The following is a 19594-nucleotide window of genomic DNA, read 5'->3' as shown; positions in this document are numbered from 1 at the left end:
CGTCATTACCCGTTAATAGCCACCTGAGAGGATTTTATCCGAAGCAACTATTAACGGGTGATGACTCCGTTTTTTACCCGCAACATCCCTAACTTTGCAGTTAGAGTAAAAGCTATTTGTTATTAAAAAGTTCGAAATTCCCGCGTATTACCGGTCTTCCATCACGGGGAAGATCAAAGAAGCACGCCGAATAAAAGACCTGCGCAAGCAGGATTTTACCCCCACCGTGCTGGACTTTGGACCGGTTCAATTCTATATCGCCCGCCATTTTGGATTCTGCTATGGCGTGGAGAACGCCATCGAGATCAGCTACCGCGCCCTGGAAGAAAACCCGCATAAACGCGTGTTCCTGTTAAGCCAGATGATCCACAACCAGGAAGTGAACAACGATCTGCAAAGCCGCGGCATCGAATTTATCATGGACACCGACGGCCGCCAGCTCATTCCCTGGGACGCCCTGCGTCCCGAAGACGTCGTGATCATTCCCGCCTTCGGCACCACCGTCGAGATCGAGCACCTGCTGCTTGACAAAGGCATCGAAGTACAGAAATATAATACCACGTGCCCGTTCGTGGAGAAGGTCTGGAACCGCTCGGAGAAGCTGGGCAAGGATCATTATACCGTCATCATTCATGGAAAGCCGCGCCACGAAGAAACACGTGCCACGTTTTCGCACAGCGCGCAAAATGCACCGTCGGTTATCGTCCGCGACATGGAAGAAGCCCATGCCCTGGGCGAATATGTGCTCGGCCGGAAACAGGCGGCAGAGTTCTACGAAGAATTCAAAGACAAACATTCCGCAGGGTTTGATCCTGCAAAAGACCTGCGCAGCGTCGGGGTGGTCAATCAAACCACCATGCTGGCCACGGAAACGCAGGCCATCGCCGACTACTTCCGCAGCCTGATGAGCGATGTATACGGCACGGATACGCTCCGCGAGCACTTTGCCGACACCCGCGATACCCTGTGCTACGCCACCAACGACAATCAGGATGCGACCTATCAGTTGCTCGAAACCGATGCCGACCTGGCCCTTGTGGTGGGAGGGTACAACAGCTCTAACACATCACACATCGTGGAGCTCTGCGAGCGTAAATTCAACACTTATTTTATTAATTCGGAGCAGGAGATAAAATCGCCCCAGGAGATCCATCATTACCACTACCACGCGAAAGAGAAGGTGGTTACAAACGATTTTTTGCCCCCTAAAAGCCCGGTAAAGATCGTGTTAACCAGTGGGGCGTCTTGCCCAGATACGCTGGTAGACCGGGTTATGCTGCGGATATTGGCGTTTTTTCCAGGCATACGGCCCGTGGAGGCCGTATTACAAGATTTCGAAAGAAAATAAAAAGCCGCCCTCGGTCAGGCGGCTTTGGATAAGCTTTTCTTCTTTTTAGCGCTGGAAGCGCTGTCTTCAACCTTTTTACCATTGCGGTGTTCACCCAGAATGACGACATCCTTGGTGTTTTGATATTGACGGGCAGCCTGCATCATCGCTTCTTCCGTATCACGAATGATAACAATCCCCGTCTTGGCTCCTTTGTTTCTCAACTCGAGCCAGAATCCGTCCTTTTTCTTCTTCGGTAATACTGGAGGTCTTCCCATGATAATACGTTTGTTAATTATACTGTTATAACCAGATAATGAGGCATTTGGTTCTGACCATCTATCAAAAACCCTGCCGATACAACCTAATTTGCGTTATCTTTCCCTTCTATTCGAATACAATGATACGCTGTTTTATTATCTTTTTATGTACGACGCTCACCCTTTCAGCCGTTGCCCAGCATGAAAACACGTCGGCGGATACAACCCGGGTGCTTGGAGAGGTCACGATCCAGGCCTATCAATACGACCGGCCATTGTCTGAGATCCCTGCTTCCGTAGCCTTCCTGGGCCAGCGTGACCTGGCACGATTCAATGACGCTTCCCTGCTTTCTTCGTTAAATACTGTACCCGGTGTACGCATGGAAGAGCGTTCGCCCGGCAGCTACCGACTGGCCATCCGCGGCAGCGCCGTACGTTCACCCTTTGGCATCCGCAATGTAAAAGTATATTGGAACGACCTGCCTTTTACCGACGCCGGGGGCAATACATACCTGAATTTATTCGACCTGCAGGCTGTGCAGCAAGCCGAGGTCATCAAAGGCCCCGGTACAAGTGTATACGGTGCCGGTACCGGCGGCGTGCTGATGCTGAACAATGCCCCGCCCGTGCAAAGCGGTGTAGATATTTCTACCCTCGTGGGCAGCTATGGCCTGCGCCGGTACGACGTGCAGGCACGCGTGAAATCAGACAAGGCCTATAGCCGCCTGCTCTATGCCCACCAGGAAGCCGACGGCTATCGCCAGCAGACCGGTATGGCGCGCGACGCGGTACAGCTGCAAAGTAACTTTTCGCTGGACGACAAGTCGTCGCTGGCGGTATACATGCTGTACTCCGATCTGTTATACCAAACGCCGGGTGCGCTTACCAAACAACAATACGACGCCGACCCCCGGCAGGCCCGCCCCGCCGGAGGACCTAACCCCGGCGCGATGGATCAGCGCGCGACGATCTATAACAAGACGTTCTACTCGGGCCTGAGCTACCAGCACCAATGGAACACCCGGTGGTCCAATCGCACGGGCGTTTACGGCACCCTGACGCAGTTCGACAACCCCACCATTCGCAATTACGAGCGCCGTGCCGAGCAGGGCTTTGGCGGCCGCACCAGCACCGCGTATGCCTTCACCAAAGGCAAGCTCACCTTTGGCGGCGAGTTTCAACACAGCTTCTCCCCCGTGCGGGTGTACGACAACAATCAGGGCCAAAGCGGCGCCCTGCAAACCGACGACGAGATCGCCATCACGACATATTTTGCTTTTGCGCAAACAGAGTTCTTCCTGCCGGCCGATTTTTTCCTGACGATCGGCGGGAGCGTCAATAAACTGAAGGTAGATTTCAAACGCTATTCCGACGTGCCCAACGTAACCGGCGACAGCGACTTCGACGCCGTATTCTCACCGCGCATTGCCCTGCTCAAAAAACTGAACGATAACCTGTCGCTGCACGGCAGCTTCAGCCAGGGCTACTCGCCACCCACCGTACAAGAGCTTTACCCTTCCGCCGGCTTCTTTGATACCCGGCTCAAGCCCGAGCGCGGCACGAACTTCGAAGCCGGCGTGCGCGGCGCGTGGTTCAGCAAAACGTTGTCGGTAGACGCCGTGGTGTATGACTTTGGCCTGCGCGAAACGATCGTGATCCGCCACACCGAAGACGGCGGAGAATACTTCATCAACGCCGGCAAGACCTCGCAGCAAGGCGCGGAAGTCGTGCTTGCGTGGGCGCCGAACCTCAACCCGTCGTCTATGCTTTCCAACATACGCCTCTGGACCAGCCTGACCTGGAACCACTATACGTTCGAGGACTACGTAAAAGACAATGTGAGCCTCGACGGTAACGATCTGACCGGCGTATCGCCCAATGTGCGCGTGCTGGGCTTCGACGTTGCCCTGCGTGCCGGCCTCTATCTGCATGCCACCGGCACGTATACCGACCGCATTCCGCTGGACGATGCCAACACCGCGTACGCGGACAGCTACATGCTGATCGGCGGTAAGCTGGGCTATAAAAAGACCTGGAATCAGCTGGCGCTGGACGTCTTTACCGGCATTGACAACGCCCTGGACGAGCGTTACAGCCTGGGCAACGACCTCAATGCGGTAGGTGCGCGCTATTACAATGCCGCCATGCCGGTGAACTACTACGCCGGTGTAAAGCTCGGCTGGAGCTTCCTGTAAACATGACGATCAACCTTCCCAACGACGTTCAACGGGGCGCGACGACCCTCCTGCGGAAGGCCTACCAGGGCGGCCGGGGATATACCGGCGATATTGTGTTAAAAGATTTTATACCCGTCGGCGGTGGCTGCATCAACCACGGCGGCAAGCTCACGACATCCGCCGGCACCTTCTTTCTGAAGTGGAACGATGCCCACGCACTGCCCGGCATGTTTGCGGCCGAGGCAAAAGGGCTCGACCGCCTGCGCGCCACGCGCACGCTGTACGCGCCGGACGTAGTCACCACGGGCGAGGAAGCCAACCTGCAATTCCTGCTACTGGAATACCTGCAGCCGGCACCTCGCGGGAAAGATTACTGGGAGCGCGCGGGACAGGAGCTCGCTGAGATGCATGCCACTACGGCGCCGGCATACGGGCTCGATCACGCCAACTATATCGGCTCGCTGTCGCAGACCAATACCCATCACGATTCGTGGGTGCAGTTCTTCATTCACCAACGCCTGCAGCCGCAACTGACGCGTGCCCGACAGGCGGGCCTTGCAGACGCTGCACTGGTAAGCCGGTTCGAAGCATTATACACGCGGCTGCCCGACCTGCTGCCCGAAGAAAAGCCCTCGTTGCTGCACGGCGACCTGTGGGGCGGTAACATCCTGGCGGCGCAACAGGGTATACCCTGTCTCATCGACCCCGCCGTTTATTTCGGACATCGCGAAATAGACCTGGCCATGACCACGCTCTTTGGCGGGTTCGAACCTGCTTTCCTGGACGCCTACCAGGCCGCCTGGCCGCTCCAGCCCGACTATCACGATCGTTTCGAGCTGTATAATCTATACCCGTTGCTGGTGCACGTTAATCTTTTTGGGGAAAGCTATCTTTCCCCGATAAATTCTGTGCTCCGACAATTCCTTTCGTAACCGCGATCGCGTAAATTCGTTGTTCCGCATGGACATACCGTGAACCTGAAACACGCATCTATACTGTTCTTATTTGCCGTCGTGCTACCCTTGCATGCCGCGGCGCAATCCTTCCGGTTTGATCATATCACCGGCCGCGAGGGCCTTTCGCAGTCGCAGGCCTACTGCATGCTGCACGACCGCGACGGCTACCTGTGGATCGGCACACAAGACGGCCTCAACCGTTTTGACGGAAGCGAGTTCAAAGTGTTTAAGAACGACCCGTTCGACAGCACCACCCTGACGCACAACTGGATCTGGAGCATGGACGAAGATCGCCTCGGCGACGTGTGGATCGGTACCTTTCAAGGGCTCTGTAAGTACGTTCGCAAAGAGGACCGTTTTGTGCAGTACTACAACAACCCCAACGACTCCACCACGGTTAGCGGCAACCGCACGAACTATGTGCTGCGCGACAGCAAGAACCGCCTGTGGGTCTCTTCCTGGGGCAACGGCCTAAGCCTGTATAACGACAAGACCAACACCTTTCGCCAGTTCCGGCACGACGCAGCCAACCAGCGCACCCTGAGCGACAATTATGTACGCGCGCTCTTCTGCGACCGTGAAGGTACCCTGTGGGTTGGCACATGGAACGGCGGCCTGAACCGTGTGATCGAAGACGCCCACGGCAACATCTCCTTCCAGCATTACCGCTCGACGGAGAACAATATGTTCCAGGGGGGCAACCAGATCACATCCATTGCCGAAGACAAACAAGGCATCCTGTGGATCGGCAGTTACCAGGGCGGGCTCTTTCAATTCAACAAAAAGGAAGATCAGTTCCGGCGCGTGCCCGAGTTTGTCGCCAACGACATCAACAAGATCATGTGCGACGCGCAAGGCAACGTGTGGATCGGCACCAACAACGGCCTGAAGTTCTGGGATGCCGCCGCGCAGATCTTTCGCACGTATCATCACCACCCCAACCAGGCCGCCAGCATCAGCAGCAATACGATCTATGCCTTGCTGGAAGACCGCCACGGCATCGTATGGGTGGCGGGCAACGGACTCGATAAATACGATCCGCGCAAGAATATCTTCCGCTCGTATGAAAACGAACCGGGCAATCACAACAGCCTGGGCGAGAACAGCGTGTGGTCGTTCTGCGAAGACGACGAGGGCAAGATCTGGATCGGCGGCGAAAGCGGCCCGTTAAATGTATACGATCCCGTCACGGGCACTTTCCGCAAGATGACCATACACGACGACCGGGGCAACCTGGCCATCAACGTACAACGCCTGATCTATGCCGACAGCGTCTTTTGGATCGCGTCGTTCAACAACGGCCTGATCCGCTACGACAGCCATACCGGCCGCGCGCGGTTCTTTCTCGGCAGCCATCCCTCGGCCCTCGGCAAGACGGCGTTCATCAAAGAAGTACTGCGCGACCGCGACGGCACCTTGTGGGTGGGCACCTATGACGAAGGCCTCATTCACTACGACCCGCGCACGGATGCCGTCCGGCATTATCGCATGAGTAAGACAGACCCCAACACCATCGCCTCCGACTTTATCAACTCCATCATGCAAGACCGCCAGGGCAACCTCTGGATCGGCTTTATGGGCGGCGGCATCAGCGTGTATGATAAAAAGTCTTCGCGTTTTACACACTACCGATACGACCGCAAAAACACCAACGGCCTCAGCGACCAGATGGTGTCGAGTGTTACGCAGGAGAGCGACAGTATCTTCTGGATCTGTACCCACTCGGGTATAAACCGCCTGAACGTCACTACCGGCAAGTTCCGGCACTTCTTTGAAAAGGACGGCCTGGCCAACAACGTAACCTATGAAATGCTGCGCGACCCCGCCGGCAGCTATTGGATCAGCACCAACAAAGGACTCAGCAAACTCGATCCACAGACCTATACTTTTCGCAACTATACCAAAGAAGACGGCCTTCAGGACGATGAGTTCAACGCCAATGCCTCCTTGCGCAGCCGCCGGGGTCTGCTCTACTTCGGCGGTGTGAAAGGCTTCTCGGTATTCGATCCCGCGCAGATCCAACCCGACACCGTGCCACCCCGGCTAATCATCCAGTCGTATGCCGTCTTTGACAAGGCCTTTGCACCCCAGCCATCGTTGTCGCTGGACTACGATCAGAACTATATAACCTTTCGCTTTGCCGCATTGGAATTTTCGTCACCGGAGAAGATCCGGTATCAGTACAAGCTGGAAGGCATCGACCCCGACTGGGTCGACGCCGGCACCACCCGCCTGGCGCACTACACCAACCTCGACCCGGGGCACTACAGCTTTCGCGTAAAAGCCGCCAACGAAGACGGCTACTGGACAGATCCCGGGGCCACCATGAGCCTGGTCATTCATCCCCCCTTTTGGAAAACGGGGTGGTTCATGACGCTAGCGGCGGTCGCGTGCGCGTTGTTGATCTACGCGGCACACCGCTACCGCCTGGAGCAGTCGCTGAAAATAGAGCGCCTGCGCAATAAGATCGCCAGTGACCTGCACGACGAGGTGGGCTCCAGCCTCACGCGCATCTCCATCTACTCGGAGCTGGTGCAAAACGGCACGACCGGCGGCGCGGAAAGCAGCAGCTATCTGCGGAACATCGGCACGCTGAGCCGCGAAGTGGTGACCACCATGAGCGACATCGTCTGGTCGATCGACAACCGGTACGACACGGTCGAAGCGCTGCTGCTGCGCATGAAAGACTTTGCCGGCGAAATGCTGCAGGCCCGCAACATTACACTGGAGTTCCACACGGGCAAGATCGATCCGGCCAGGACCCTTGACCCCGCCACCAAGCAGAATATATACCTCATCTTCAAGGAGGCTGTCAACAACATCGTCAAGCACGCCCAGGCCACCCGTGTTGCCATTCTCTTCAGCGACGACAAAGGTGCCCTGACGCTGACGATACAGGACAACGGCAAAGGGTTGCCGTCCGAATCCTCAGACAAAGGCCATGGCCTGCGCAACATGAAGCGGCGGGCCGCCGCGATCGGCGCCACCCTTACCTTTGCGCACGAGGGTGGTACGACCATCCACGTATGCGGCCGCAGCCTGTACGGGTTGTAATTTGTTAACGTTTACATATTTTCGCCGAATGAACTTCTTCCGCTCCACAAAGTACCTGCTCACCCTTACCGTGGTAGGGTTATGCCTGGCGGCCTCCGCGCAAACACGCCTTCAAAGCCCAGGTGAGTTTTTAGGATATGCGCTCGGCGACCGCTTTACCTATCATCATCGCGTTGTGGAATACTATCAGCACGTAGCGGACGCACTGCCCAACGTAGAAGTAGTACAATACGGCGAGACCTATGAGCATCGCCCATTGATCTATGCTATCGTCACAGCGCCGGAGAACTTCGCACAGCTCGAACAGATCCGCACCAGCAACCTGCGGCGTACGGGCCTGGCCGACGGCAAGCCTGCGGGGGATAAAAAAGCCATTGTGTGGTTTAGCTACAACGTGCACGGCAATGAAGCCAGCGGCACGGAAGCGGCGCTGGAGACGCTTTATGAATTGAGCAATCCGCAGAACCAGCAAACACAGGCGTGGCTCAGGAATACCGTTGTGATCCTCGACCCCTGCCTCAACCCCGACGGCCGCGACCGGTATGCCAACTTCTACAATCAATACGGCAACTTCCCGCCCAACGCTAATCCCGAAGCACAGGAGAACCGCGAATCCTGGCCGGGCGGTCGTCCCAATCATTACCTCTTCGACCTGAACCGCGACTGGGCGTGGGCCACACAACGGGAAACACAGCAACGCATTAAAGTATACAATGCCTGGATGCCGCATGTCCATGTCGACTTCCATGAGCAAGGATATAACTACCCGTACTTCTTCGCCCCCGCGGCCGAGCCTTTTCATGAAGTGATCTCGGGCTGGCAACGCACCTTCCAGGGCATGATCGGGAAAAACCATGCTAAACATTTCGACGAGCATGGCTGGCTTTACTTCACCAAGGAAGTGTTCGATCTATACTATCCCAGCTACGGCGACACCTATCCGACCTACAACGGCGCCATCGGCATGACCTATGAGCAAGGCGGCCAGCGCGGCCTGAGCATCTACACCCGCGACGAAGATACCCTTACGCTGCACGACCGTCTTATCCATCACGTCACCACGGGACTCTCGACGGTGGAAGTAACGTCGCAGAACGCTACACGCGTCGTGGACGAGTTCGAAAAATACTTCCGCGATAACAATACGGCGCCCGCGGCGCCCTATAAAACCTACGTCGTCAAAGCAACCAACAATGCCGACAAGCTCGGCCAGCTCACGCGTTGGCTGGACATGCACGGCATTCGCTATGGGCAGGCCGGCGCCGGTCGAAACACCCGCGGCTTCGACTTTCAAACACAAGGCAACGGGGCAGTGACCGTCGCCGCCGAAGACCTGGTATTTAACATTTATCAACCCAAGTCCCGGTTTATAACCGCGGTGTTCGAGCCGCAGTCCAGGCTGACCGACTCGCTGACGTACGATATCACGGCCTGGAATCCGTTCTACGCCAGCAACCTGAAAGCCTATGCGCTGTCAGAGCGCCTGAATATAGGGAAGCCTTACAAAGCACCGGTGGTGTCGCCGGCCGTGCCCGTGGGCAAGCCATACGCCTATATCTTCAAATACCAAAGCATGCAAGACGTGGCCTTTCTGTCGGCACTGATGCAGCACGGTATAAAAGTGCGCTCGTCTGCCTTGTCGTTTAGTACCGGAGGTCAGGATTTCGAGCCGGGCACGCTGATCGTCACACGCAAGAACAACGAAAAGGTAGAGCATTTCGACAGCCTGGTGGTAGACCTGGCCAACCGCATGGGCCGTCGCCTCTTTACCACGTCCACCGGCTTTATGGATCGCGGTAAGGACATCGGCTCGGTGTTCGTACATTACCTCAAGCCTCCGAAGGTGGCGCTTCTCACCGGCGATGAAACCTACTCGCTTTCGACGGGCCAGGTATGGCACTTCTTTGAACAACAGCTGCACTACCCGCTCACGCTGTTGCACACGAGCTACTTCAAGCGTACAGACCTCAGCAAATATACCGTGCTCATCATACCCGAAGGATCGTACGCGTCGATCGACGAAAAATACCTCGAAGTACTTTCCGCCTGGGTGGGCGAAGGCGGCAAGCTGATCGTGATCGGCAATGGCCTGCCCACGTTTGAAGACAAGAAAGGCTTTGCCTTAAAGACCTTTGCGTCCGACGAAGAACGCGAGGCTGCCGAGAAGTCGGAAGAGAAACAGGAAAAGCAGGATGCCTTGTCGCGCTTCGAGTCCGTAGAGCGCCGCGATATTTCCAATATCATCTCCGGCGCTATTTACAAATTGCCGCTCGACAACTCACACCCGCTGGCGTTTGGGTTGGAGCCCGTGTACTATTCACTTAAAACCAACGAGTTGCACTACGCCTACCTGGAACGCGGCTGGAACGTAGGCGTACTGCCCGCAAAAGCCCGCCCCGTACAAGGATTTGCCGGCGTGCGCGCCAACCAACGGGTGACCAACAGCCTGGTGTTTGGCGTCGAAGAGCGCAAACGGGGCAACATTGTATACCTGGTGGACGACCCGCTGTTCCGCAGCTTCTGGGAAGATGGAAAAATGTTGTTTGCCAACGCTGTTTTTCTCGTCGGACAATAGCCGGGTGGTATGTACATTTGCACCCATGAATGAGACTTTGGAGCGCATCGTAGACGGGCTGGCAGAGCAGGGGTATGCCGTCATCGACAATTTTCTCGACCCGGCAGAAGTAAAAGCGATCCTGGGCCTCGAGGCCTTCAGCGATGCAGCCGCCTCGTTTAAAAAAGCCGGCATCGGCAAAAACCAGGATCTGCAGATCAACGAGGCCATCCGTGGCGACTATATCCAATGGGTTGACCGCAGCACGGCGCCCGCACCGGTAAAAGTATACCTCGATAAGCTCCAGGCCGTGATCCAGGCCGTGAACCAGGGGCTCTTCCTCAGCCTGAAAGACTACGAAGTGCACCTGACCGTATACCCGCCGGGCAGCTACTACAAACGCCACCTCGACCAGTTCAAGAAAGACGACCACCGTAAGCTGTCGGTGATCTGCTACCTCAACGAAGACTGGCGCGAAGAGCACGGCGGTCAGCTGCGCATGTACCTGCCCGATGAAACCCGCGACTTCCTTCCGCTGGCGGGCCGGTTGGTGTGTTTCCGCAGCGACCAGATCGAGCACGAAGTGATCGCCGGTACCCGCGAGCGCCGCAGCCTGACCGGTTGGATGCTCGATCAGGTCGCCGAATTGCGGCATCTGTAATACACGCATCTGTAGCGATTTTCGGGCGTTTTTTATTTCCAGCCCCGGTCGTGATTATTTAACCATCTTTCCCAACTTTGCAGGATATGAGTAGCCCTGATAAAAAACTCTTCCTGCTGGATGCCTACGCGTTGATCTATCGCGCGCACTTTGCTTTTACCAAAACACCGCGCATCAACTCCAAGGGGATCAACACCTCCGTACCGTTTGGTTTTACCAACACCCTGCTGGAAGTATTGCAAAAACAAAAGCCGACACACATCGGCATTGCGTTCGACACGCCGACCAAAACCTTTCGCGACGAGATCTTCGCAGAATATAAAGCCAACCGCCAGGAAACACCCGAGGACATCCGGTATGGCATTCCTAAATGTAAAGAGATCATCCGCGGCTTTAACATTCCCATCCTTGAAATGGACGGCTACGAAGCCGACGATGTGATCGGTACGCTGTCGTACCAGGCCTGCCGCCAGGGCTTTGAAGTGTACATGATGACGCCCGACAAAGACTACGGTCAGCTGGTGAACGAGTGCGTGTTCCTCTATAAGCCCGCCTACATGGGCAACGCCGTGGATATACTCGGCGTGAAAGAGGTATGCGAAAAGTGGGATGTCGACAACGTGGCGCAGGTCATTGATATGCTTGGCCTGCAGGGCGATACGTCCGATAACATTCCGGGTATTCCCGGCTTCGGACCGAAGACCGCCGCCGCGCTGCTGAAGAAATACGGCAGTGTGGAAGGTATCATCGCACACGCCGACGAGCTGAAGGGCAAGCAGAAAGAGTCCGTCATACAGTACGCCGAGCAGGCGCTGCTCTCGAAAAAGCTGGCCACCATTATTACCGACGTGCCCATTGCCTTTGACGAAGAAGCGCTGCGCTACAAAGGCCCCGACGTGGGCGCGCTAAAGCCCATCTTTGACGAGCTGGAGTTTAAGAATATCGCGCAACGCGCCTTTGGCGAAGCCGTTCCGGCGGCACAGACCGCCGGCAAGCCGCAAGCCTCGCAGCTCTCGATGTTTGGCGGCAGCGCAGACGCCGAAGTGGCCGCCGACGCGCCCACCGAAAAACGCGCGCTGGCGCAAGGCGCCGTACAATACCTGGTAATCGAAACCAGCGAGCAACAAAAAGCACTGGTCGAAAAGCTCAAAGATCAACCGGCCTTTGCGATTGAGACCATTACCGACGACCTCGCAAACTTTGACTATACACTAAAGGCCGTCGCGATCAGCTACCGCGAAAACGAAGCATACTTCGTGCAAGCCGGCACAGACGAGCAACGCGACGAGGTGATCCGGAACTTCCGGGAAATTTTACAGAACGACAAGATCCTGAAAGTCGGTCACAACATCAAGCACACCATTCTGGCCCTGAAGAAAGCCGGCGCCGAAGTAAAAGGCTCGTTGTTCGACAGCATGATCGCGCACTATCTCATCGAACCCGAAGCCTCGCACGACCTGCACAGCCTCTGCTCGTTATACCTGAACTACGACATTCTGCCCGACCATCATACCGACCTGCGCGAGCGGCTGTGTGAGCGCGCCGATCTGTTGATCCAGCTGCGCCCCAAGCTGCGCGCGGCGCTGGAAAGCCGGCGCCACATCAAGCTCATGGCCGAGACTGAAATGCCCCTGGTACTGGCGCTGGCGGCCATGGAATACGAAGGCGTAAAGGTCAACACCGATGCCCTCGGTAAAATGTCGGACGAACTGCGCCAGGAAAGCGAAAAGGTGCAACGCGATGTATATACACTCGCCGGCACCGAGTTTAATATCGGCTCGCCCAAACAGCTGGGCGATGTGCTCTTCGAAAAGATGAAGCTCATCGAGAAGCCGAAGAAGACCAAGTCGGGTCAATACGCTACCGGGGAAGAAATATTATTGACGCTGGCACCCAAGCACGACATCGCACGTAAGATACTGGACTACCGCGAGTTCGAGAAGCTACGCTCTACCTATGTAGATGCATTGCCCAAGATGATCAGCAAGACCGACGGCCGTATCCACACCGACTACCGCCAGGCAGTAGCCGCCACGGGGCGCCTGAGCTCGAACAACCCCAACTTACAGAACATTCCCATCCGCACGGCCAAGGGCCGTCTGATCCGTCAGGCGTTTGTAGCACGCGGTGAAGATTATCGCTTTATGTCCGCCGACTACTCGCAGATCGAGCTCCGCATTGCCGCCTCGTTTGCCAGGGACCAGATCATGATCGACGCCTTCCGCAACAAGCGCGACATTCATACCACCACGGCCGCGAAGGTCTTTAAAGTAACGCTCGACCAGGTTACACCCGACATGCGTCGGAAGGCGAAAGAGGTGAACTTTGGTATCCTCTATGGAAGTACAGCCTTTGGGTTGTCACAAAACATCGGTATTTCGCGTACAGAGGCGGCGGAGATCATTGACTCGTATTTCGCCGAGTTCCCCGCCATCAAACAATACATGGACAACGCCATCAATACCGCGCGGGAGAAAGAGTATGTGGAAACCTTGCTGGGCCGCCGCCGGTACTTGCGCGACATCAACTCGCGGAACGTCACGACCCGGCAGTTTGCCGAGCGAAACGCCATCAACGCGCCCATCCAGGGCAGCGCGGCGGATATCATTAAGATCGCAATGGTCAACATACACCAATGGATGGAAAAAGAAAAATTACAGTCGCGCATGATCATGCAGGTACACGACGAACTGGTCTTTGACGTACACAAAGACGAAGTGGACCGGGTAAAAGAACGCGTCGTCTATTTGATGAAACACGCTGTAAATCTTGAAGTACCGATGGAAGTAGAGGTGGGTATTGCCGGCAACTGGCTCGAGGCACACTAGTGTTATTTATATTCTGTATATACAATACAGGGGTATAGGACGCACGAACGATTATGGGAGTTTTATTCGCAAAGCATTTGCAGGAAACAAAAAGCCTTTATATTTGCGTCCCAACAAACTTACACTAAGTAAAAACTATGACGAAAGCTGAATTAATTAGCAAGATTGCTGATGACGCTGGTATCACCAAAGTAGCGGCAGGCACTGCCCTGTCTTCTTTCATGGAAGCTGTTGAAAAGACGCTGAAGAAAGGCAACAAAATTACCCTGACGGGCTTTGGTACTTTCTCTGTGTCGAAGCGTGCCGCCCGCAAAGGACGGAACCCTTTCACCGGTGAGACCATCAAGATCAAAGCTAAGAAAGTTGCCAAATTCAAAGCCAGCAAAGAGCTTTCCGGCAAGCTGTAATCGAGCTAACACGAATAGAAAATGCCCCGGCCACAACCGGGGTATTTTTTTGCCATTGTGTTTCAATAAAACCTGAAAGTTTCGAAACTCTTACTATCTTTGGTACGTATGAAATACACAGAAGCAAAGGAAGAGCTGATCCAGGCATGGGGCAATCTCGGGTATAGCTGGGGCCTCAACAAGACCATGGCGCAGATACACGCTTTGCTCATGATCTCGACCAAACCCCTCTCTACCGAAGAGATCATGCAGGAGCTCGCCATCTCCCGCGGCAATGCCAACATGAACATCCGGGCGTTGCTGGACTGGGGCATCGTCTCCCGTATCTCCATACCCGGCGAACGAAAGGAGTATTTCAAATCCGAAAAGGATGTATGGAGCCTGGCCCGCCAGGTAGCCCGCGAACGGAGAAAGCGCGAGCTCGAACCGATCCTGAAGGTACTGCGCGAGGTGAGCGAGGTCTCCAACGACGGGTCGGAAGAAACAAAAGAGCTTCGGAAGGTCGTGAAAGAGCTGAAAGGCTTTGCCGAAAAATCAGACAACCTGCTCGAGACGTTTATCAAAGCCGAAGAAAGCTGGTTCTGGAATTCGATCATAAAGCTACTCAAGTAGCTTTTTATTTACCTTATTCTTTCATTAAATATTGAAAGTTTGAAAACATTGAACACTTAAATATTTTTGGTATGCGTCTTTATTGGAAATATATCGACCTTGTCGTGCAAAGCCTGTGTATATTGGTGGCGTTGGTCGTCCTCACCGCCGTAGCGATCGAATCCAATCCCCATGATGGCGACTGGCCACTGGCGATACTGTTTATTCAGTTGTTCCTGGGGCCCTGGCAGCTGATCGGCTCGCTGGCATCTGTTTTTCGGAAGACAAAATTCTCAAAGCCCAAAAGCATACACCTCCTGGCATCCCTGCTGTACCTGGCTGTTCTGATCCTCCTGTTCCAGGCAGACATCGCGAATAGACGCACACTTCTGCTTTTCACGACGATACCTGCATGGATCCTGGCACTCGGCTACTATAGTATCACCTGGTATGAGGTCCTGAAAAGAAGCGAACGGGGCAAAGGCTTTCTTCCGCACCTGGGCTTTTAGAAAAGTTTATGGGGAAAGGCTATTAGATACAGAATTTGTTTTCGAATTTCCGGGTCTGAAAGGTGCATGGAAAGACTGGAAAGACAATACTTTATTGCGATCATCCCACCGCCCCCGGTGTCTGACGATGCGTTACGACTGAAACACTATTTCCGCGACCAATACAACAGCAAAGCCTCGCTCAACTCGCCGCCGCATATCACGCTGCACATGCCTTTCAAGTGGAAGGAAGAAAAAGAAGGCGACCTGATAGAGGCATTGGAACAATTCGCCACGGGCCGCGAGGCCCTCAAGATCGAGCTGATAAACTTCAATGCTTTTCCACCGCGGGTGATCTTTATCGAAGTAGAAGCCAACCCGTTGCTGCATGCGCTGAACAAGGATCTGCATCGTTTTTGCAAACGCAGTCTCAATCTCTTTAACGCCGATTACAAAGACCAGCCCTTTCATCCACACCTCACGCTGGCGTTTCGCGATTTGAAGAAGCCCATGTTTGCAAAGGCCTGGGAGGAGTTTCAACAACGCACCTTCACGGCACGCTTTCACGTGGGCGGCTTCTTTTTGTTAAAACACAGTGGCAAGATCTGGGAGCCCTTCCGCGAATTTTTATTCGACCCCACCGCTTCGGCAGGAGATGAGCGGCCGGGTCCGATCGAGCTGCATCAATAACCGGGAGCCTATTTCCCCGTCGGCTCGCAGAACGAGCCCCGGGCGATGTATAGCTTTTTATATTGCACTTCAAACAGCCCCTCTTGTATGCCCGGGTCGGCTTCGATCACTTCGGGTTGTACTTCGCCTTTCATGACCAGGATGCCCGTGTCGTGCTCCCCCAATATACCATAGGTGACGACGTTGCCCGTCGTGGCCAGCTTCCGGACATACTCTTCGTGGCGACGCAGGATGTCGGGGTAATTCTGTGCCGTAAATTTAGTGACGACCATATCGAATCGCACAAAGGCATAGCTCACCATTTCGTAGGGTTCCTTGACGGCACAGACCGAACCGATGAAAGGCTTGTAGGGATATAGCGTTACTTCCCACCGGCGCGCAAGAATGCCCGGATCGGAGCTGAGCCACTCCCGGGCCTGATCGGTCGAAGCAGTGCGAAGGATAAAAATACCGCCGCCGCCGTCAAAGGGTCCGGCCGCGATAAGCTTGCCCTCGGCCGCCAGGCGGCTGATGTTGGCCATGTGCCCTTTCATGAGCGAATCCAACAAAGATTGCGTGATTTTATCGGCGTTAGCGTTTTTTGTCAGGAAAACAAACGTGTACGCATCCTGCTGGGCCCATCCGCGGTAGGCGGGAGCCAGTAGCAGCAAACAGAAAATAAACCGTTTCAGGCACATAGCGGTGTAGTCAAAAACCTTCTATAAAGCTACTAATTTGGAATATCTGTTTGTGAATATTACATCATGATTCTTTTTTGACCGGTCGCTACTTTTCACCGGCTATACTCCGTAACTTTGACGCACGTGGCTTTGTATGAAATTTACTGTGTTCACCTTTCTGCTGCTGGCTTCGCTTCAGCTTTATAGCCAGACGGGCAATTATTTCCTTTCGCACTATACACCTGGTGAAGATCGGTTTGACGAAGTGTGCTTCGATATCGCCCAGGAAAAAAGCGGCCTGGTATACTTTGCCACACGCCGCGGTATACTCGAATTTGACGGCCGTAACTGGAACACGCTGCTGAACGACGGCGCCGTATACTCCATTCAACTGGCGCCGTCGGGCGAGCTCTACTGGGCAGGCGCCGCCGGCTACGGCACCGTGGCCACGCGCAACATGGGCCACCGCACAACCACGGTTATCTCGCCCAAGGGTGTTACCGATGTCTTTCAATGTCTGCTGCAGGAAAAGAAATCCTACTTTGTCGGCGAGCATGCCCTCTACATTGAAACCCCCGGTCAGGCAACGCTTACCGTAAACGCTACCAAACAAACCGGCACCTTCGGCAGCCTCTTCGAGATCTTCGGCGCAGTATACATCAATACCGCCCACATGGGCCTGTTTAAGGTCGACGGCAACAAGCTTGTGCGGTCGCGGCTCAACTTCTCGGATACCGAAGAGGTCGTCTTCTCGCAGGGCTACGACAATCAATACCTCGTGGGCCTCTCCGACAACAGTGTATACCTGGTAGGCGAAAACCTCAAGCCCCGCCTGGTCGTGCTGGAAGACGACGCCTATGCCGCTGCCAGCGTGATCGTGAGCGGCACATGGGTGAACAAAGATCTGTTTGTACTGGGCACCCTGCGCGGCGGCCTGATCTTCGTACAAGCCAGCACCGGCAAAACGCAGGAGATCGTAAACTATAACACCGGCCTGCCCGACAACGAAGTATACGCGTTGATGAGCGATCAGAGCCAGTGTATCTGGGCGGCCCATGAATATGGTTTTACACGTGTGTCACCGTATATGCCGTTCCGTTCCTTTAGTCATTATAACGGCCTGGCCGGCAACCTGCATTGTGCCCGGGCCTTTCAGGGAAGTGTTTATGCGGGCACTTCGCTGGGACTCTTTAAGCTGGAAAAGGAAGATCTCTACGATGAGATCACGTACTTTATCGAGGTGGCGGAGGTCCAACCACAGGCAGGCGCAACACCATCGGCCACACCGGCGCCCGCCACACAAACGATGCCCACGGCACCGGCTGACGAGACAACGCAACCCGCGGGGCCCAAACGAAAAGGGTTCCTTCGCTTTCTGAAGAAGAACCGCAACAAAGAAAGCGCACCGATCATAACACAATCCGCCCCTGCGGAGGCTGGCACGGCGCTCCCGCCGACCGCCGCAACACCCTCGGCTACGCCGCACGCCCGGACCGTCAATCGCCGAATTAAAAAGACCGAGCGCGTGCTGCGCACGACAACCTACCGGTATAAAAAGGTGCAGGGTATAAATGCCAAGATCACGCAGCTGGTGATCGTCGACAATAAGCTCATCGCCGTAGGTCTCGGCGGCGCCTTCGAGATCGAAGGCCTGACCGCCCGACCCATTCTGGAAGAGCCGGTGCGTATAGCCTATGCCTCCCGCAACCTCGGGATGCTGCTGGTGTCCACATACGACGACGACGTACGCGCCTTTGCACCGGGCGCCAAAGGCTGGACACCGTCGTCGACCCTCAACACGATCAACGACGACATCGAAGCCATAACCGACGGTAACAACCACGACCTCTGGCTCTGTGCACCCGACAAGGTATACCACGTGGACATGGCCGCCGGCACATTAAAGAATGTCGATGAGCTGCCCATCAGCAACCCCACGCTCAACAAGATAGCCTGCGTGCGTTGGAACAAAGAGATCGTGCTGGCCCACAAAGATGGCTTCTTCCGGTTTGACCCGGCCAACCACACCTTCGTGCGCATCGACTCGCTGCCCAAACCGGCACTACATTTCTCCGACGGCGAAGACATACTCTACAACGACGGCCACACCTGGAACATCCTGGGCAAAACACACGGCCAAAGCAACCTGCAGTTGCTGAACCTGCAACAAAACCTGCGCTTTGTAACCATCGATCAGAACGGCGAGAACCTCTGGCTCGTAACCGGCAACAACGAGCTGTATAAATTCTACGGCGAAAAGCTGACACCCTACGAGGTCGGCAACAAGCCGTTGCTCAAGGCCGCCCGCAACGAAAACGAAGCGATGGACCTGCGCGACTTCGCCCTGGACGAAACCAGGAGCTCGCTGACCTTTGACGTGATTCAGCCCGACTACCTTGCACCACAGTCCATCGAGTACCGCTATCAGCTGGCCGGTCTGGAAGACGAGTGGTCCGACTGGTCTGTCAGCAACAACATCATCAACTTCGCCTACCTGCCTTCCAACGACTATGTGTTGATGGTACAGTCCCGCGATATCTTTGGCAAGATCCGCGAGCTGCCCACCGTGGCCTTTGAGGTATTGCCACCGTACTGGAAGCGTCCGTGGTTCTATGCCCTGGAGTTCCTGGTCTTTTCGGGCCTGGTAATGCTTTCGATGCGCCTGAGCAGCCGCTTCCGCATCATCAGCCGCGTGCTCTCGCTGCTCACGATCATCATGTTGCTGCAGTTCATTCAGACAGTTATCGGCAAAACCTTTGAGACCCCCACCAGCCCGGTGCTCGACTTTTTTATACAGGTGGTGGTGGCCTTTATGATCCTGCCGGTCGAAGGCTACCTGCGCAACTTCATGCTCAAGGAGGGTTCGCTCACAGGCAGGCTGCAGCGCTTCCTGACACCCGAGGCCGCACCTGCCGACGACAAAAAAGAATAAGGGCCCCCGC

General features: G+C 55.3%; 14 protein-coding genes. 12 read left to right on the top strand and 2 right to left on the bottom strand.

Annotated features, from left to right (window positions below; all coding sequences use genetic code 11):
* The first annotated feature begins 121 nt into the window (after window positions 1-121).
* Window positions 122-1348 carry a 4-hydroxy-3-methylbut-2-enyl diphosphate reductase gene (locus tag KK078_RS02040; protein WP_254088677.1) on the top strand — a complete coding sequence of 409 codons (1227 nt, stop codon included), beginning with the start codon at window positions 122-124 and terminating at the stop codon, window positions 1346-1348.
* Between the two features lie 14 nt (window positions 1349-1362).
* Here the strand turns inward: KK078_RS02040 and KK078_RS02035 are convergent, their stop codons facing one another.
* Window positions 1363-1605 (bottom strand): hypothetical protein, encoded by a 243-nt coding sequence (locus tag KK078_RS02035; protein ID WP_254088566.1) that lies wholly within the window; start codon window positions 1603-1605, stop codon window positions 1363-1365.
* A gap of 122 nt (window positions 1606-1727) precedes the next feature.
* Between KK078_RS02035 and KK078_RS02030 the strand changes: the two genes are divergently transcribed.
* The 10 genes from KK078_RS02030 to KK078_RS01985 all read left to right on the top strand — a co-directional run bounded on the left by KK078_RS02030 (window position 1728) and on the right by KK078_RS01985 (window position 15993).
* Entirely contained in the window at window positions 1728-3782 is a 2055-nt protein-coding gene (locus KK078_RS02030; protein ID WP_254088565.1) for a TonB-dependent receptor, read from the top strand.
* Window positions 3783-3784: 2 nt separating this feature from the next.
* Window positions 3785-4696, top strand: coding sequence for a fructosamine kinase family protein (locus tag KK078_RS02025; protein WP_254088564.1), 912 nt, complete (start codon window positions 3785-3787; stop codon window positions 4694-4696).
* Window positions 4697-4735: 39 nt separating this feature from the next.
* Window positions 4736-7774, top strand: coding sequence for a two-component regulator propeller domain-containing protein (locus KK078_RS02020; protein ID WP_254088563.1), 3039 nt, complete (start codon window positions 4736-4738; stop codon window positions 7772-7774).
* Window positions 7775-7802: 28 nt separating this feature from the next.
* Window positions 7803-10349 (top strand): M14 family metallopeptidase, encoded by a 2547-nt coding sequence (locus KK078_RS02015; protein ID WP_254088562.1) that lies wholly within the window; start codon window positions 7803-7805, stop codon window positions 10347-10349.
* Between the two features lie 25 nt (window positions 10350-10374).
* Window positions 10375-10989 carry a 2OG-Fe(II) oxygenase gene (locus tag KK078_RS02010; protein ID WP_254088561.1) on the top strand — a complete coding sequence of 205 codons (615 nt, stop codon included), beginning with the start codon at window positions 10375-10377 and terminating at the stop codon, window positions 10987-10989.
* Between the two features lie 86 nt (window positions 10990-11075).
* Window positions 11076-13817 (top strand): DNA polymerase I, encoded by a 2742-nt coding sequence (polA, locus tag KK078_RS02005; RefSeq protein ID WP_254088560.1) that lies wholly within the window; start codon window positions 11076-11078, stop codon window positions 13815-13817.
* A 137-nt stretch (window positions 13818-13954) separates the two neighbouring features.
* Window positions 13955-14224, top strand: coding sequence for an HU family DNA-binding protein (locus KK078_RS02000; RefSeq protein ID WP_254088559.1), 270 nt, complete (start codon window positions 13955-13957; stop codon window positions 14222-14224).
* 108 nt (window positions 14225-14332) lie between these two features.
* On the top strand, window positions 14333-14836 hold the full coding sequence (locus KK078_RS01995) for a GbsR/MarR family transcriptional regulator (RefSeq protein ID WP_254088558.1): 504 nt from the start codon (window positions 14333-14335) through the stop codon (window positions 14834-14836).
* Between the two features lie 71 nt (window positions 14837-14907).
* The gene (locus KK078_RS01990; RefSeq protein ID WP_254088557.1) at window positions 14908-15324 is read left to right on the top strand and encodes a hypothetical protein; all 417 of its coding nucleotides are present in this window, start codon (window positions 14908-14910) and stop codon (window positions 15322-15324) included.
* Window positions 15325-15390: 66 nt separating this feature from the next.
* The gene (locus tag KK078_RS01985) at window positions 15391-15993 is read left to right on the top strand and encodes a 2'-5' RNA ligase family protein (protein WP_254088556.1); all 603 of its coding nucleotides are present in this window, start codon (window positions 15391-15393) and stop codon (window positions 15991-15993) included.
* A gap of 8 nt (window positions 15994-16001) precedes the next feature.
* Here the strand turns inward: KK078_RS01985 and KK078_RS01980 are convergent, their stop codons facing one another.
* Window positions 16002-16643 carry a YciI family protein gene (locus tag KK078_RS01980; RefSeq protein ID WP_254088555.1) on the bottom strand — a complete coding sequence of 214 codons (642 nt, stop codon included), beginning with the start codon at window positions 16641-16643 and terminating at the stop codon, window positions 16002-16004.
* Between the two features lie 163 nt (window positions 16644-16806).
* Between KK078_RS01980 and KK078_RS01975 the strand changes: the two genes are divergently transcribed.
* Window positions 16807-19584 carry a triple tyrosine motif-containing protein gene (locus tag KK078_RS01975; RefSeq protein ID WP_254088554.1) on the top strand — a complete coding sequence of 926 codons (2778 nt, stop codon included), beginning with the start codon at window positions 16807-16809 and terminating at the stop codon, window positions 19582-19584.
* Window positions 19585-19594: the final 10 nt, after the last annotated feature.

Origin of the sequence: Dawidia soli, from assembly GCF_018598185.1 — a bacterium.
GTDB classification, from domain to species: domain Bacteria; phylum Bacteroidota; class Bacteroidia; order Cytophagales; family Cyclobacteriaceae; genus Ohtaekwangia; species Ohtaekwangia soli.
The sequence above is the reverse complement of the archived record's forward strand: the minus strand, read 5'-3'. Positions and strand labels throughout refer to the sequence as shown.

Coding starts and splice junctions, on each gene's coding strand:
- KK078_RS01975 (WP_254088554.1), top strand. CDS start 16,807: ATGAAATTTACTGTGTTCACCTTTCTGCTGCTGGCTTCGCTTCAGCTT.
- KK078_RS02000 (WP_254088559.1), top strand. CDS start 13,955: ATGACGAAAGCTGAATTAATTAGCAAGATTGCTGATGACGCTGGTATC.
- KK078_RS02030 (WP_254088565.1), top strand. CDS start 1,728: ATGATACGCTGTTTTATTATCTTTTTATGTACGACGCTCACCCTTTCA.
- KK078_RS01985 (WP_254088556.1), top strand. CDS start 15,391: ATGGAAAGACTGGAAAGACAATACTTTATTGCGATCATCCCACCGCCC.
- KK078_RS02015 (WP_254088562.1), top strand. CDS start 7,803: ATGAACTTCTTCCGCTCCACAAAGTACCTGCTCACCCTTACCGTGGTA.
- KK078_RS02035 (WP_254088566.1), bottom strand. CDS start 1,605: ATGGGAAGACCTCCAGTATTACCGAAGAAGAAAAAGGACGGATTCTGG.
- KK078_RS01990 (WP_254088557.1), top strand. CDS start 14,908: ATGCGTCTTTATTGGAAATATATCGACCTTGTCGTGCAAAGCCTGTGT.
- polA (WP_254088560.1), top strand. CDS start 11,076: ATGAGTAGCCCTGATAAAAAACTCTTCCTGCTGGATGCCTACGCGTTG.
- KK078_RS01995 (WP_254088558.1), top strand. CDS start 14,333: ATGAAATACACAGAAGCAAAGGAAGAGCTGATCCAGGCATGGGGCAAT.
- KK078_RS02010 (WP_254088561.1), top strand. CDS start 10,375: ATGAATGAGACTTTGGAGCGCATCGTAGACGGGCTGGCAGAGCAGGGG.
- KK078_RS02025 (WP_254088564.1), top strand. CDS start 3,785: ATGACGATCAACCTTCCCAACGACGTTCAACGGGGCGCGACGACCCTC.